This window comes from Mesorhizobium sp. M7A.F.Ca.US.002.01.1.1 (assembly GCF_004022955.1).
Classification (GTDB): domain Bacteria; phylum Pseudomonadota; class Alphaproteobacteria; order Rhizobiales; family Rhizobiaceae; genus Mesorhizobium; species Mesorhizobium ciceri.
In genome coordinates, this window is record NZ_RZQE01000019.1 from 3,407 (window position 1) to 15,634 (window position 12,228).

The window sequence follows — 12,228 nt, forward strand, 5'->3', positions numbered from 1 at the left end:
CCGCAGCGGCACCCCCAACCGCCGGCATGCGACATAGGCTCCGCCGAAACAGTCGCCGGCGCCGGTGGGGTCCGTTTCCTCGACGATGAGGCCGGGACAATCGGCACTGGCGCCCGTGCTTTGACGGGCTGACGCGCCATGTTCGCCACGCTTCACGGCGATCTCCTTGACCCCTCGTTTGAACAGCGCCTCGATTGCGCGTTCCTCGCCATCCATGCCGGCGGCCAGGAACAATTCATTGCCCGACGGCAGCAGCAGGTCCGCTTTGTCCACCAGGCTCGCGAATTTCTCCTCGGTCTGGCCGTGCGCCAGCAATTCCTTGCGCAGGTTCGGATCGAGCGACATGGTGCCGCCGCGTGCCTTGATCAGCGGGATCGCGCGTTCGGTGATCGCCCAGGCCGCGGGGCTTGCGAACACCGTTCCCATGACGTGGATATGCCCGCAACGCGCGATCAGCGCCTCGACCTGCGGGGTCCATTCCAGTCGAGCGGCGGCGGATTTGGCGATGTTGTAGACGAAATCGCGGCTTCCGTCCGTGCGGTAGCGGACAAAGGCGCTGCCCGTCGGATAATCCGCGGAAACAGCGATGGCGGAAGTGTCTACGCCGTCTCGCTTCAGGCGCTCCATGTTGACCGCGCCGAAATCGTCGTCGCCCACCACGCCCACCATCGCGGCCGCTCCGCCCATACGCGCGCATTGATCGATGAAGATGGCGGGCGCGCCGCTCGGAAAGGGGCCAATGAGGTCGATCGGTTCCCGGAAACCGGTGCCTGTCTGCCTCGCGACGATCTCTACCAGGATTTCTCCAATCGTCACGGTTGGCCCGAGCGAGTCCGGTGCAAGCGTTTGGGGGAGGTCGTTCATCAAGCGTCCAATCCTGGGTGTGGTGTCGTTTGCGGTTTCACGACGCCGAGGCGTCTGGACCGGAAACCGCGTCCTTGTTGAGCATCTGGTTGTCGAGCGACATGAAGCGCTGATGCATCATGCAAGCGGCTCCGAAGGCAGCTCCATAGATGGCGCTCTCGTTGAAAACGATCTCGGGGACAGGAAAGGTCGCGGCCTGGAGCTCGCGGATATGCGCGTCGACCCGTGCGGCGACCAATGGATACAATTCCGCGACGGACCCGCCCAGCACGATGCGGTTCGGGTCGATCAGCCGCGAGATCTGCACGACTGCAAATGCGAACAAGACAGCCCATTCTTCGGCGAGCTGCACCGCTTGAGGAACACGATCGCGGACGTCACGCAGGAACAAGTCCAAGTCGGCGTCCGGCCTGTACTGGCGATAGGATGACAGGATGCGGTCGCGCCCGAAGGCCTGCTCCAGATTCCGGTATGTCGGGTTCCGTGTCTTGAGGTGGCCGACTTCTCCGGCCAGGCCATTGCCGCCGCGGAACAACTTGCCGTCGATCACAATTCCGCCACCGACACCGTTCTCGATGACCATGAAGAAGGTGACGCCGCTCGCCGCTTCCGGCTGGCTGTATGTGATGCCGATGCCGAATGCGTTGCCGTCATTTTCCGCGGATACCGGGATCTCGGCCGGAAGAAGGCTGCGGGCAAGGCCTGTGAGATCGACATTGCGCCACCCCAGGATCGGTGCGACGTGGATGAAACCATCCTGGTTCATTTGTCCGGGCACCGCGATGCCGATGCCCTGACATCGCGCCAGGCTATCCTTCCGCATCTCGAGAAACACCTGTTCGATCGCCATGTGGACCGCGGCCTCCGGATCGCTGTCATGTCCTTCGAAGCGCGTCATGGCGCTGCGAACGATCTTGCCCGCGAGATCGATCTCGACGCATGTCATATGTTCGACACCGATCTCTATGCCGGCGAAGAAAACGGCTTCAGGCACGATTTCCACGAGGATACCCGGTCTTCCGGCCCTGGGCTGGCCCGCCGGATTCGCGACATCGTTCTCCGCGACTTCGCGAACGAGTCCGGCCTCGACCAACTCCAGGACGATATTGCCGGCGGACGAGCGGTTGACCCCCATATGCCTGGCGAGATCGGCCCGGCTCAAAGGGCCGAAGCGGTGGAGCGCGTTCAGCGTCGCTACCGAATTGCTCTGGCGGATCCTGCGAGGCGAGCTGCTGGCGAAGGTTACATGGTTCATGGCGGACTCCGCATGTTCGTTCCCAGCCTATACTTCACCCGAGCTTGTTTTTCCTCCGGCAACGCAAAGTCCTCAAAAGAATGAACCGCCTGATGTCGGAAGCAAGCAATTCCCGCTGCGCCGGTGGCGAAGGAGAATGCCGCGAGCGAGCGGCATCCTCCTGTTGGAGCGTCAATTGCCGACAAGCACCTTGTCGACATTCTCGGAGGTCACCGCCAGCCACGGCACGTAGTAATGCTGGTCCTTGCCGTCGTTCCAGGCGAGCTTGCCGCCGTTTACGTCCCAGACAGCCGCGCGCGGCTTGTAGCTGTCGCCGACGATCTTGTGCAGCGCGAGGTCGATCGCCCCTTGCGCCTGTCCGTTGGCATCCTGGAGGATGGACATCGACTGTTCGCCACGCTTGACGGCTTCAAGCGCGTCCTTGATGCCGTCCACGCCGGCGACCGGAACCGCCTTGGGATCCAGGCCGTGGTTGCGGATGCCCTCGATGGCGCCGACGGCCATCTCGTCGTTTTCGGCCAGGACGCCCTGGATCGCATCGCCATGCGAGGTCAGGAAATTCTCCATCAGCGTGATGGCCTCGGCGCGTGACCAGTTGGCGGTGTTCTGCTCCAGGATGGTCACTCCGGGATTTTCCTTCAGCACCTTCTGGATCCCTTCAAGCCGCTGCACCTGGGCCGACTGGCCCAGCATCCCTTCCAGGATCACGACCTTGGCCTGTGGGCCGGCCTTGTCGATCACAGCCTTGGCCAGCATTTCGCCGGCCTCGACATCGTCGGAATTGATGTAGGCGTCGTAGAGTGCGGTGTTGGAAACCATCGTGTTGGAGCCGAACACCGGGATGCCGGCTGCCTTCGCGCGCTCGATCGGTTCATTGCCGGCGTCGATGTCGACCGGGATGAAGATGATCGCGTCGTATTTTTCGGTGATGGCTGTGTCGAACAGGTTCGACTGCGTCAGCACGTCCTGGCGACCGTCGAGAACTGTCAGCGTGGCGGTACCGTCCGCAAGCGCGGGGTGCGCCTTGGCGGCATCGGCCCACAGAACATTGTACTCTGTGTTGAGGCTCTGGACGATCGCCGCGATCTTCAGCGTCTTGGCGTCGGCCGAATTCCCCCCGAACACCATGCCTGCAAGGGCAAGGCCGGCCGCTGCTCCCATCAGGAAGCGTCTTGTCGTTTTCATGTGCATTTCCTCCATGTTGCGTGCGGCCGCGCCGCTTGCGCCTGTTACTCTCTCCCGGCTCGGGAGCGGTCGATCAGCACCGCGAGGACGATGATCGAACCCTTGATGATCTGCTGGTAGTATGAGGACACCCCCATCAGATCGAGACCGTTGCTGATCATGCCGATGATCAGCACGCCCACCAGCGTATAGCCGATGCGGCCGATACCTCCGGTGAGGCTTGTTCCGCCGATGACCACCGCCGCGATGGCATCGAGTTCGTAGCCGATGCCCGCCTGTGGCAGGGCGGACGTGGTGCGGGCCGTCAGCATGACACCCGCGAGACCGGCCAGCGCGCCCATGATGACGTAAACCGAAAAGATGATGCCGGTGGTGTTGATGCCGCTCGTCTTCGCGCTGCGCGGGTTTCCGCCCACCGCATAGACCCGTCTTCCGTAAATGGAGTAGCGCAGGACGATTGCCGCGACAGCGAAGACGACGGCGAAAATGATCACCGGTACCGGTATGCCGAGCACGAGACCCTGGCCGAGCCAGCGGAATTCGAGGCTGAGATTGGGAATCGGGCGGCCGCCGCTGTAAAGCAGCGTCGCGCCGCGCGCCACGCTCAGCATTCCGAGCGTGGCGACGAAGGCCGGCACCTTGAAGTAGGCGATCAGCCCGCCATTGACGGCGCCGCAAAGCGCGCCCACGGCGACGCCGGCCGCGACTGCTAGGAGCGGATTGAACGCATCCGCGCCGGTGACCAGGCTGGCCGCCACGGCGCCGGCCAGCGCCAGGAGCGAACCGATGGAGAGATCGATGCCGGCCGTCAGGATCACGAAGGTCATGCCGACAGCCAGCACACCGTTCATGGAGACCTGCCGCAGAACGTTCAGCAGATTGTTGGTGGACAGGAAGTTCGGCGACGCCAGCGACAACACGACGAACAGGAGGATAAACGAGATGACGATGCCATAACGGGCGATGAACTTTCCCAGGCTCATGCCGCTCATGCTTTGACTGGCGGATACCATTGGATTCTTCTCCACGAAATGGATCGTCTGGCTAGGAAGCCAGATGAACGAGGGTTTCCTGGGTGGCCTCGGGTCCGGCGACCTCGCCTGCGATGCGGCCCCGGCGAAAAACGACGATGCGATCCGCATTGGCGAGGATTTCGGGCACCTCGGACGAGATCATCAGCACGGCGTTTCCCGCCTTCACGAAATTGCCGAGGAAGGCATAGATCTCGCGCTTGGCGCCTTCGTCGACGCCGCGTGTCGGCTCGTCGCAGATCAGGATCCTGGGGTTGGTGTCGACACAGCGCGCAAGGACAACCTTCTGCTGGTTGCCGCCGCTCAGGGATTGGACGGGCAGGTCCGGCGACGCCGTCTTGATGGAGAAGCGCTTGATGTGCTCGACCACGCTCCTGCCTTCCGCCGATCCGTTCATGAAGCCCTTGCGCGCATAATGCGGCAGGTTGGCCACGGTGATGTTGTGGGCGACCGACGCGGTCAGTGACAGGCCCGTCTGCTTGCGGTCCTCCGTGACCAGCGAAATGCCGGCGCCGATGGAATCGGCGGGCGTCTTGAGATCGATGGGCTTGCCCTCGATCAGCACCTGGCCGGAATCCCGCGGCTCGTTTCCGTAGAGCGCATTCACGAACTCGCTGCGACCGGAGCCGAGAAGCCCGTATATACCGACGATCTCTCCCGCATGAACGGTCATGTCGATGTCGGCGAACTTTCCCTTCGATGCAAAGCCGCGGGCTTCGAGCAAGGGTTTCTGCGGGCCGGTATCCTTCGGTTCGCGATGATGGTCCAACAGGTCGCGGCCGACGATCGACCGGATCAGGCCCTTGCGGTCGATTTCGGAAATCGATCCGCCGCCTACGAAACGGCCGTCGCGGAAGACCGTATAATCGTCGGCGATCTCGAAGATCTCGGTCAGGCGGTGCGAGACATAAATGATGCCCACGCCCTCCGCGGTCAGAGTGCGGATCGCGTCGAACAGCATCTGCGCCTCGCGCTCGCCAATGGCCGAGGTAGGCTCGTCCATGATCAGGATGTCGCTGCGGCGGCTGATTGCCTTGGTGATCTCGACGAGTTGGGCCTGCGCGATCGAAAGATCGCGCAGCCGCGCACCAGCGGGGATGTTGAATTTCAACCGCGCCAGGATCGCCTCCGCGTCGCTTAGCATGCACTTGTCGTCGACGAAGAAGCGGCCGCGCCGCTGTTCGCGGCCGAGATAGAGGTTCTCGGCGACGGTCATGTCCAGGAACGGGCTAAGCTCCTGGGTGATGATGGCGATACCCGCATCGAGCGCCTCGGCGGGGGAGGAGAAATTCACCTCCCGGCCTTTCACCGTGACGGATCCGGCGTCGCGCCGCAGCATCCCCATCAACACGCCGAGGAAAGTCGACTTGCCGGCACCGTTGCCACCGCACAAGGCATTGACCGTCCCGGCGCGCAACCGAATCCGCCCGTCGACCAGGGCGGGAACGCCTGCAAAGCTCTTCGCGACATTTTCGGCGCTGAGGAGAAGCGGCGCGGTGGCGCCGTTCTCGTTGGTGATAGCTTCGTTCTGCGTCATCTTCCCGTCCTCCTCGGGATGAGATGGTGCGGGCGCTTGTCGGCCCGCAGCCCTTTCGTCTTCAGGCAGCCTTGTTGATCTCGGCCCGGCGCACGGCTTCTTCCCAACGGCTTTCGATGAAAGCCTTGGCATGCGCGGCGAGCGGATTGTTGTCGGTCCAGGTGTCGCGCCAGATGCCGCACACACGCGACAGGGCTTCATCGACGATGGCGCTGGAGAAGCTCTCGAAGGTGACGTCGCGATTGTGGAAGCCAATGTCCACCAGCGCGGAAAAGATGCTCGCGAAATCGATCGTACCGGTGCCGAGATAGCCGCGGTAGTTCTCGTTGAAGTGGAAATAACCGAGCTTGTCCCCAGCCAGACGGATCGCTTCGGCCTGGCTCGCCTCTTCGATGTTCATGTGGAACGTGTCGAGATGCAGGAAGACGTCGTCGCGGCCGGTGTCCTTGATGAACTTCAGGCCTTGCGCGGTCGTGTTCAAGAGGTTGGACTCGAAGCGGTTCACCACTTCCAGAACGATCTGCACGCCGCTATCCCTGGCCACCTCGGCGGTCGCGGCGATGGCGTCGGCGCTGTTCATCCAGCCGGTTCGTGTGGGCAGCCCGTCATACTTGCCGTGCATCGAATAGAGAATGCCGCCCAATCGGATGCCGCCGATGTCGCGGACCGCCTTGACCGCGTCGGACAAGAGCGCCTTTCCCTTGGTGACCACGGCCTTGTCCTCGCTCGAGACGTCCGCATCCGCCGACAGGCCCATCGTGACCACGATCTCGATGTCCAGTTCCTTGGCTTGCTTCGCCAGGCGGTCGAGGTCGAATTTCTCGGGCCGCAGATAAGCGAACTCGATCAGCCGGTAACCATGATCCGCCGACTTGGCGAGTGCCATTTCCAGGCCCTCCTGGGTCAGGCCGTTTGTCCAGACAAATGAATGGATACCAAGACGCCGCATTCAGATCCTCCGATAATTAGGTTTGCATGTTAAAGATACAAACTTGATCCCTGAATGCCTAAAATTCAGCTCCAGCGCAAGAGGAGTTGTGGCATTGGTCGGCGCGAGCCAATCATGCTGGATTAAAAAAATGCGGAAAAACAGACAGTTGAGGGGCATCATGGAGGTGCGAGAAAATTTTCTCTGACCCATGCGAGAAACGGGATATGCAGCTTTTGACAACAAATATCCCATCACTTGCGCAGACCGAGCGGCATGGACCGTCGCTCGGCGAGATGCAAGGCGAATGCGGAACGAGCAGAACCCGGTCCAACGTTCGTCAGTTCCTGCCAAGGCATTCGCTTGGGACCAGCCGGCGGACGCCCGATCCTCCGGCTTGCCCAAGCGCGCACCCGGACGCGGCGACGCGAAAACCCTCAGCCGGGAAACAGGTCCAGGATCGACGACAGACGGTTGGCACTGAGATCGATGTCGCTGAGCGGGCCGCCGCTGGGGAGATAGCCAACCACGAACAGACCGGCGGCCCGTGCGGCCTTGGTGCCGGTGCGGCTGTCTTCCACAGCGACGACGGATCCCGGAGCTATGGCGAGCTGCCGGCAGGCCTCGCGATAGGGCGTTGGGTCGGGTTTGCCGACCGTAACGTCGTCGAGGCTGATTGTGAGGCTCATATGGTCGAGCACGCCGAGCGCATCGAGATTGGCATTGACGACTTGCCGGCCGGAATTTGACACGCAGACCTGCGGGATGCCGCGGTCAGCCAGGGTCCGGATCGTCTCGACCGCCTCGGGGATCGGGATGGCGTCCGCCCGGTTGGCGACGTAGTGGGCATTGATGGCGGCGAGCCACTCCGCCTGGTCAAGCCCGACTGGGAGGCGCGGACGCAGCATTGTCCAGACGTCGCCCATATGGATGCCGCGAAAGGCTTGGTCGGGCAGGTCGTCAAGATCGACGTTCCAGTTGCGGCAGCCGGCGAGGAGAGATTGATGATGCAACGGCTCGCTGTCGATCAGCGTTCCGTCGATGTCCCAGGCGACGGCGCGATACATCACGATGGCGATCCAGCTTTGGTCGCGCCAGGAGCCGATAGGCGTGTATAGAGATCGCGATAGCGGCGGTAACCGTCGCGGTAGATGTCGGCCTTTCGCGGGTCGGGATGGAGCCGGTCGGCGAAGCTGACGAAACCGGAAACGCCCGACCAGTCGTCGGTCAGGCCGGTGCCTATCGCCGCCGTCCAGGCAGCGCCGATGCAGGAGCCGGGGTGCCCGGTCAGGCGTTGGACCGGCTTTTGCAAGACATCCGCGACAATCTGCATCCAGACCTTGCTGCTTGAGCCGCCGTCGGAGGCGAGATAGCGCTCGGTCCGATGGCCCATGTCGTTGAGCACCTCGACATGATGCGCGATGGCAAAGGCATAGGCCTCGAGCAAAGCGCGCCAGACATGGCCGATATCGTGCGAAAGCGTCAGGCCGTCGATCACGCCGCGGGCCGCTGGATCATGGATCGGCGTCTTCTCGCCAAGGAAATAGGGCAGGATGATGAGGCCGTCGGCACCGGCGGGACGCTCTGCCGCCAGCGCATCGAGCCGCTGGTGTACGGAAATACCCTCGGCCTGTGCCGCGGCCATCTCGCCGCCGGCGAAATTGCGTACGAACCAGTTGAGGGCGGAGCCGCCTGTCGACATGCAGCCATTGGGCATGAACAGGCCCGGCACCAGGTGATAATCGAGATACATGCGCGGATCGGGCTTGATCTGATCGGTAGCGATCAGGATATCGACCGAGCCGCCGAATTTCAGGAGGACATCGCCCGGCTTGGCGACGCCGGCGCCAAGCGCGGAGGCGATCATGTCGGCTGCACCGCCGACGACCGGTGTCCCCGCCATCAGGCCGGTCTCATCGGCGGCCTTCGCCGAGACGGAACCGAGGATCTCATGCGAGGCGATCTTTCGTGGCACGGCCGAGCGCGGTATGTGCGCGAGCGCCACCAGATCATCGTCGATCCGGTGCGTCGAAACATCGACGAAGCCGGCCTCCAGCGCCCAGTTCTGCTCGACCGCACGTTCGCCGGTGAGGCGCCAGTTGATATAATCGTAGGAGCCGAAAACGGTGGCGATGCGGCCGAACACCTCCGGCTCGTGACGCTCAATCCAGCGCAGCTTTGCGGTGACGAGCTGTTGGTTGATGCCGTTGCCGGCCTTGGTGATGAAAGCCGTCTCATCGCATTCGGTCCGCAGTTCGGCCACTTCGGCGCCACAGCGGCCGTCGCTCTGCTGGATGCTCGGCCGCAGCACTTCGCCCTTCTCGTTCAGAAGAACGACCGCCGGCAGCATGCCGGTGGTGCCGACCGCCACGATTTCCTCGGCCTTGATGCCGCTGGTCCTGAGCAACTCCTGCACGATGCCGCGGACATTGGTCCACCATTGCGCGGGATCTTCCTCGGCCCAGCCCGCATGCTCGGAGTGCAGCGTGACGGGGCGCGAGGCGAGGCCCAGCACCTGATCGGGAAGCCGGATCAGGATGCCGATCGTCGAGGTGGTGCCGATATCGAGACCGAGAACGAACGCCATGTCGAATCCATTGAAATGCTGGGAAGGGCAGGCGGGCGAAACCTGTCTGCCTCGTTGTGTCGCACTGCTCGATGCCAGTCGATCATTCCGGCCGCCGGCCTGCAACGATCGATATGATCACCGCGAGCCGGCGCGATGGCCGGCATCGCCGTGGAAGCCGTCCTCAGCGCAAAGTGGCGACAACATCCATGAAGCGCTTGACCCGATCGCCGTCGACGGCGTTCCAGGTATTGCCATCGATCTTGAAATGGGTCCCGATCACGACGCCGCTCGCCAGCGAAAGGACGTCGCGGACATTGTCGATGTTCACGCCGGTGTTGGCGAAGACCGGCACGTCCTTGATCGTCTCGCAGACGCTGCGCAGGTGGGACTGGTCGGCCGGCTGGCCGGTGATCGGACCGGAGACGAGGATCGCGTCTGCCATCGACGAGAACACCGCGCTCTTGGCACGCAATTCAATCGGGCGCTGGTCGAGCGAGTGTGCGAACTCGGCATTGATGTTGAAGAGAAGCTTCATGTCGTCGCGACCAAGGTTGTGCCGCAGGCGCGAGGCGGCGGCGCAATCGGGCTCCCACAAGCCCATATCGGAAGCGAACAGGCCGGTGAAGATCTCGCGCACGAAACGGGCTCCGGTGGCGGCTCCGATCGCGACGCTGGCAGTCGGATCCCAGAGATAGTTGACGCCAAACGGCACTTTCAGCTCGGGCTTCACCGCCTGGACGATGGCAGTCATGGCGGCAATGCCCTCGGGCGGCGCCTTGAAGACATAGGGGCGGTCGTTCTCGTTGCCGAACATGATGGCATCGACGCCGCCGTTCTGCAGCTTGCGGATGTCGGAGAGTACGCCATCGATCAGCTTGTCGAGGCCGCCATCGGCATCATAGAGGGGCGTTCCCGGCAGGGCACCGATATGTGCCATCGAGATGACAGCCTTCTTCTTGTCGCCGAAAAATTCAAATACCATCGAGTCTTCTCCTTGGGGATAAAGTGAAATGGCGCGCCTCAGTCGCGCGTCAGTGGCGGCGCGATGCGCAGGTCGACCTTGGCCGCGGCGAGCGCCGCGACGATCTTGGCCGGCGGCTCGGCATCGGTGATGAGGATGTCGAAGTCCGACAGTGGCGCTATCCGCACCAGCGACATGCGCAGGAATTTGGCGGAATCGCACAGGACGATCTTGGTGCCTGACCGCCTCAGATAGGCGCGCTTCATATCGGTATCATCGAAGGAATAATCGAAGAGGCCGTCCGCTGTGATACCGGAGACGCCGATCACGGCGACATCGAACCACAGCGCCTCGAACTGGGCGATGGCCGCAGGCCCGCCGGTCGACATCTCGTCGGCCCGTACGCGGCCGCCGGCAACATAGACTTCGGGCACACCGCCATTCAGCGCCGCCGCGATCCTGAGGCTGTTGGTGAACACCTTGGCGTGCGGAAGGTCCCTGAGGTGCTCGGCCATCAGATAGGTGGTGGTGCCGACATCCAAAGCGATCGTGCGGTATCCCGAAACCAGCGCGGCCGCGGCCGCGGCAATCGCGGCCTTCGGGTCGCGGCGCTGGCGCAAGCGCGAATCGAAACTCGGCTCTTCGCTGTCCATGGCGACCAGCGGCGGGTTGTCGGCCTCGATCGCGCCGCCATGGATTCGGACCAGCCTACCCTCGCGTTCCAGTTCGACGAGATCGCGGCGGATCGTCATGTCGGAAACGGCAAGTTCGGCCGCTGCCGCGGCGACGGTGAGCGACCCCGTCCGGCGCAGCAAAGCCAGGATGCGTGCCTGCCGGTCGTGCGCGAGAAGGCGCTGACGATCGGCGTCGCGCGGTGCGCCATGCGGCGATGTCTCAGGAAGGGTGGTGTCGTCTGCCATCGATGTATCCGGTGGGTAAGCCGCCGACGAAGCGGTCTGCTGATCTTCACACTACCGCATGATCAAACATTTTCAAACAAAAATATGTTTGCAGTGTTCGATTTTATTGGTATGCATCTCGATATCAACAAAATGCGTTCCGCCATCAAGCAGAGAGAATACGACCATGCCGGCTGTCTCCGTCACGCCTCCCGTGCTTGCCGAACTCGCGGGCAAGCGAGCCTTCGTGACGGGCGGTGGCGCGGGGATCGGCCGGGCGATCGCGACCGCCCTGACGCGGCAGGGCGTCGCCGTGGCGATCGGCGATCTGGATCCCAAGGCGGCACGTCAGGCGGCTGAGGAAATTGGTGGCGGTGCCGCCGCCGTCACGGTCGATGTCCGCCGCCGCGATTCCGTCGAGGCGGCCTTTGCCACCGTACTGGAAGCGCTTGGCGGCTGCGACATCCTGATCGCCAATGCCGGCGTGTCCACCATGCAGCACGCGCTCGATCTGACCGATGAGGAGTGGGACTTCAACTTTTCGGTCAATTCCCGCGGTGTATTCCTGGCAAATCAGATCGCTGGACGGCACTTTGTCAAGCAGGGCACGGGCTGCATCGTCAACACCGCCTCGCTTGCCGCGAAGGTCGGTGCGCCGCTCCTGGCGCATTATTCGGCATCCAAGTTCGCCGTGCTCGGCTGGACGCAGGCCTTTGCCCGCGAGCTCGCGCCCAAGGGGATACGCGTCAATGCCGTCTGTCCGGGGTTCGTCAAGACCGGCATGCAGTCGCGCGAAGTCGAATGGGAGGCGCATCTGCGGCAAGTCACGCCCGAACGGGTGGTCGCCGACTATATTGCGCAGACGCCGCTCGGCCGGCTCGAGCTGCCGGAGGATGTCGCCGACGTCGTCGTGTTCCTCTGCTCGGATCAAGCCCGCTTCATGACCGGCCAGGGCGTCAACGTGACCGGCGGCGTCTACATGACCTGACGGCTTTCGGC

General features: G+C 63.1%; 11 protein-coding genes. 1 reads left to right on the top strand and 10 read right to left on the bottom strand.

All coding sequences use genetic code 11. The features are described from left to right. From EN932_RS04285 to EN932_RS04330, 10 genes are all read right to left on the bottom strand, one after another. The coding region (locus tag EN932_RS04285; protein WP_245483256.1) for a sugar kinase at positions 1 to 864 on the bottom strand (864 nt) is incomplete at its 3' end. Positions 865 to 901: 37 nt separating this feature from the next. Then, positions 902 to 2,119, bottom strand: a complete 1,218-nt coding sequence (locus EN932_RS04290) for an ROK family transcriptional regulator (protein WP_013530260.1) — start codon at positions 2,117 to 2,119, stop codon at positions 902 to 904. Between the two features lie 171 nt (positions 2,120 to 2,290). Continuing rightward, positions 2,291 to 3,304, bottom strand: a complete 1,014-nt coding sequence (locus EN932_RS04295) for a substrate-binding domain-containing protein (RefSeq protein ID WP_127368577.1) — start codon at positions 3,302 to 3,304, stop codon at positions 2,291 to 2,293. Positions 3,305 to 3,348: 44 nt separating this feature from the next. Beyond that, positions 3,349 to 4,317 carry an ABC transporter permease gene (locus EN932_RS04300; protein ID WP_032898845.1) on the bottom strand — a complete coding sequence of 323 codons (969 nt, stop codon included), beginning with the start codon at positions 4,315 to 4,317 and terminating at the stop codon, positions 3,349 to 3,351. A 31-nt stretch (positions 4,318 to 4,348) separates the two neighbouring features. Then, positions 4,349 to 5,872 (bottom strand): sugar ABC transporter ATP-binding protein, encoded by a 1,524-nt coding sequence (locus EN932_RS04305; RefSeq protein ID WP_063170081.1) that lies wholly within the window; start codon positions 5,870 to 5,872, stop codon positions 4,349 to 4,351. 61 nt (positions 5,873 to 5,933) lie between these two features. Further along, a complete protein-coding gene (locus EN932_RS04310; RefSeq protein ID WP_013530264.1) occupies positions 5,934 to 6,821 on the bottom strand; it encodes a sugar phosphate isomerase/epimerase family protein in 888 nt (295 codons plus the stop codon). Positions 6,822 to 7,237: 416 nt separating this feature from the next. Beyond that, entirely contained in the window at positions 7,238 to 7,867 is a 630-nt protein-coding gene (locus tag EN932_RS04315; protein ID WP_127369386.1) for an HAD family phosphatase, read from the bottom strand. Further along, entirely contained in the window at positions 7,867 to 9,387 is a 1,521-nt protein-coding gene (locus EN932_RS04320; RefSeq protein WP_127369387.1) for an FGGY-family carbohydrate kinase, read from the bottom strand. Before EN932_RS04320 ends, EN932_RS04315 begins: the two co-directional genes overlap by 1 nt. 163 nt (positions 9,388 to 9,550) lie before the next feature. Beyond that, complete coding sequence (locus tag EN932_RS04325) at positions 9,551 to 10,351, bottom strand: BtpA/SgcQ family protein (RefSeq protein WP_064994611.1); 801 nt, start codon at positions 10,349 to 10,351, stop codon at positions 9,551 to 9,553. Positions 10,352 to 10,389: 38 nt separating this feature from the next. Continuing rightward, positions 10,390 to 11,250 carry a DeoR/GlpR family DNA-binding transcription regulator gene (locus EN932_RS04330; RefSeq protein WP_063170084.1) on the bottom strand — a complete coding sequence of 287 codons (861 nt, stop codon included), beginning with the start codon at positions 11,248 to 11,250 and terminating at the stop codon, positions 10,390 to 10,392. A gap of 166 nt (positions 11,251 to 11,416) precedes the next feature. Here EN932_RS04330 and EN932_RS04335 point away from each other — a divergent pair, with 166 nt between their 5' ends. Then, positions 11,417 to 12,217 carry an SDR family NAD(P)-dependent oxidoreductase gene (locus tag EN932_RS04335; RefSeq protein WP_127384755.1) on the top strand — a complete coding sequence of 267 codons (801 nt, stop codon included), beginning with the start codon at positions 11,417 to 11,419 and terminating at the stop codon, positions 12,215 to 12,217. Positions 12,218 to 12,228 lie beyond the last annotated feature (11 nt).

Excerpts from the sequence above, each read along its gene's own strand:
- EN932_RS04290 (WP_013530260.1), bottom strand. The coding sequence starts at position 2,119 with ATGAACCATGTAACCTTCGCCAGCAGCTCGCCTCGCAGGATCCGCCAG.
- EN932_RS04295 (WP_127368577.1), bottom strand. The coding sequence starts at position 3,304 with ATGAAAACGACAAGACGCTTCCTGATGGGAGCAGCGGCCGGCCTTGCC.
- EN932_RS04300 (WP_032898845.1), bottom strand. The coding sequence starts at position 4,317 with ATGGTATCCGCCAGTCAAAGCATGAGCGGCATGAGCCTGGGAAAGTTC.
- EN932_RS04305 (WP_063170081.1), bottom strand. The coding sequence starts at position 5,872 with ATGACGCAGAACGAAGCTATCACCAACGAGAACGGCGCCACCGCGCCG.
- EN932_RS04310 (WP_013530264.1), bottom strand. The coding sequence starts at position 6,821 with ATGCGGCGTCTTGGTATCCATTCATTTGTCTGGACAAACGGCCTGACC.
- EN932_RS04315 (WP_127369386.1), bottom strand. The coding sequence starts at position 7,867 with ATGTATCGCGCCGTCGCCTGGGACATCGACGGAACGCTGATCGACAGC.
- EN932_RS04320 (WP_127369387.1), bottom strand. The coding sequence starts at position 9,387 with ATGGCGTTCGTTCTCGGTCTCGATATCGGCACCACCTCGACGATCGGC.
- EN932_RS04325 (WP_064994611.1), bottom strand. The coding sequence starts at position 10,351 with ATGGTATTTGAATTTTTCGGCGACAAGAAGAAGGCTGTCATCTCGATG.
- EN932_RS04330 (WP_063170084.1), bottom strand. The coding sequence starts at position 11,250 with ATGGCAGACGACACCACCCTTCCTGAGACATCGCCGCATGGCGCACCG.
- EN932_RS04335 (WP_127384755.1), top strand. The coding sequence starts at position 11,417 with ATGCCGGCTGTCTCCGTCACGCCTCCCGTGCTTGCCGAACTCGCGGGC.